Source organism: Nocardia wallacei, from assembly GCF_029869545.1.
Taxonomy (GTDB): Bacteria; Actinomycetota; Actinomycetes; order Mycobacteriales; family Mycobacteriaceae; genus Nocardia; species Nocardia wallacei_A.
This window is the reverse complement of sequence record NZ_JARWQD010000017.1, coordinates 1-2,013: the sequence shown is the minus strand read 5'-3', so window position 1 is coordinate 2,013 and position 2,013 is coordinate 1. Positions and strand designations below refer to the sequence as shown.

At 69.2% G+C, this 2,013-nt stretch carries 2 protein-coding genes; one reads left to right on the top strand and one right to left on the bottom strand.

Going from position 1 to position 2,013, the window contains the following annotated elements; translation table 11 throughout:
- Positions 1-94: 94 nt before the first annotated feature.
- Positions 95-415 (bottom strand): hypothetical protein, encoded by a 321-nt coding sequence (locus tag QH290_RS00485; protein ID WP_280381656.1) that lies wholly within the window; start codon positions 413-415, stop codon positions 95-97.
- Positions 416-523: 108 nt separating this feature from the next.
- Between QH290_RS00485 and QH290_RS00480 the strand changes: the two genes are divergently transcribed.
- The gene (locus QH290_RS00480; RefSeq protein ID WP_280267097.1) at positions 524-1,870 is read left to right on the top strand and encodes a cation:dicarboxylate symporter family transporter; all 1,347 of its coding nucleotides are present in this window, start codon (positions 524-526) and stop codon (positions 1,868-1,870) included.
- Positions 1,871-2,013 lie beyond the last annotated feature (143 nt).

Here is a 2,013-nt window from a genome sequence, read left to right as displayed (position 1 = left end):
TACTGAAACTCCAGTCCCACACCCTGATTCGCCTGCACGCTGGCGAATCGCAGAATGTTGCAGGAGCCGACGACCCATCCGGCGAACGCCGTCGTCATGAACAGGATGATCTTGGTCCGCACCGCGGGCGCTCGCGGGGGGGGGGCCCCCGGGCCCCCCCGGCGCGCGGGCCCGCGGGGCCCCGGCCCCCCGCCCCGCCGATGCCCGTGACCCGCCGCGCGGTGGCGTCGTCCTGATCGCGGCGCAGCTCCCAGACCGTCAGCGCCACCCCTACGGCGACCACCGCCACCAGGACCACGAGCTGCACGACGAATACCTGTCCCGCCAGCGTCATCCCCCGGCCGCGGCCGATGCGCCGTTCCACCCGCAACGTCCTCTCGGTGAACGAAATGTACGAAATAGTGACCTCGGTCACGGTAACCGGGAGCATTATCCGCAGATCGCGTGGCCCAGCTCACCTATCTCACCCACGTAGGCCCCGGGCCACCGATCGAACACCGCAGGACCAGGAGGCACAACCCGCATGACCGAACAGACGCGGCGACGCGACCGCACCCACTGGCTCTATATCGCCGTGATCGTGGCGGTGCTGGCGGGCATTCTCGTCGGCTGGCTGGCTCCCGGGTTCGGCAAATCGGTCGGCGAACTGGGCACGATGTTCGTGAACCTGATCAAGATGATGATCGCACCGGTCATCTTCTGCACGATCGTGCTCGGCATCGGCTCGGTGCGCGCGGCATCGCGGGTCGGCAAGGTCGGCGGGCTGACGCTCGCGTACTTCCTGGTGATGTCCACCTTCGCGCTGGCGATCGGCCTGGTGGTGGGCAACGTGCTGGAGCCGGGCAGCGGCCTGAACATCGCCGCCCACGCCAAGGACGCCGCCAAGTACGCCGAGCAGGCCGAGGGCGCCGGTGGCACCTGGGAGTTCCTGGAGAGCATCATCCCGGACTCGCTGCTGTCCTCGCTGACCTCGGGCAGCGTGTTGCAGGCGCTGTTCGTGGCGCTGCTGGCCGGGTTCGCGATCCAGGCGATGGGTCCGACCGGTGAGCCCATCCTGCGCGCGGTGGGGCTGATCCAGAAGTTGGTGTTCCGGATCCTGACGATGATCCTGTGGCTCGCGCCGATCGGCGCGTTCGGTGCCATCGCCAATGTGGTGGCGTCGACGGGGCTGGAGGCGGTCGAGCAGCTCGCGCTGCTGATGGTGGCGTTCTATCTGACCTGCGTGGTGTTCGTATTCGGCGTGCTGGGCGTGATGATGAGGGTCGCGTCCGGCGTGTCGATCTTCAAGCTGGTCCGGTATCTGGCGCGCGAGTACCTGCTGATCGTCTCCACCTCGTCGTCGGAGTCGGCACTGCCGCGGCTGATCGCGAAGATGGAGCATCTGGGGGTGGAGCGGACCACCGTCGGCATCGTGGTGCCGACCGGATACTCGTTCAACCTCGACGGCACCGCGATCTATCTGACGATGGCGACGCTGTTCATCGCCGATGCCATGGGCAAGCCGCTGTCGTGGACCGAGCAGCTGGGCCTGCTGCTGTTCATGATCGTGGCCTCCAAGGGTGCGGCGGGTGTGACCGGTGCGGGCCTGGCGACGCTGGCGGGCGGGCTGCAGAGCCACCGGCCCGAACTGCTCGACGGCGTCGGCCTGATCGTGGGCATCGACCGATTCATGTCGGAGGCCCGGGCCGTCACCAACTTCTCCGGCAACGCCGTCGCCACGGTGCTCATCGGCACCTGGACCAAGACCATCGATCCCGACCGCGTCCGGTCGGTACTGGACCGCCAGTTGCCGTTCGACGAGACCACCATGGTCGACGACCACCCGGTCGACGCCCCCGTCGACGAAAAGAAAGACCTGGTCACGGCCTAAACCCGCCTTGTTCCCGGGCCGGGACCAGTGGGGGGGGGCGCCCCCCCCCCCCCCCCCCCCCCCCCCCCCCGCGCCCCGCACGAGGAGCGCCGCCCCCCGCCCCCGCCCCCCGAAAGACCGCGGGGGGGGGGGGGGGGTGGGGG

Coding starts and splice junctions, on each gene's coding strand:
- QH290_RS00480 (WP_280267097.1), top strand. CDS start 524: ATGACCGAACAGACGCGGCGACGCGACCGCACCCACTGGCTCTATATC.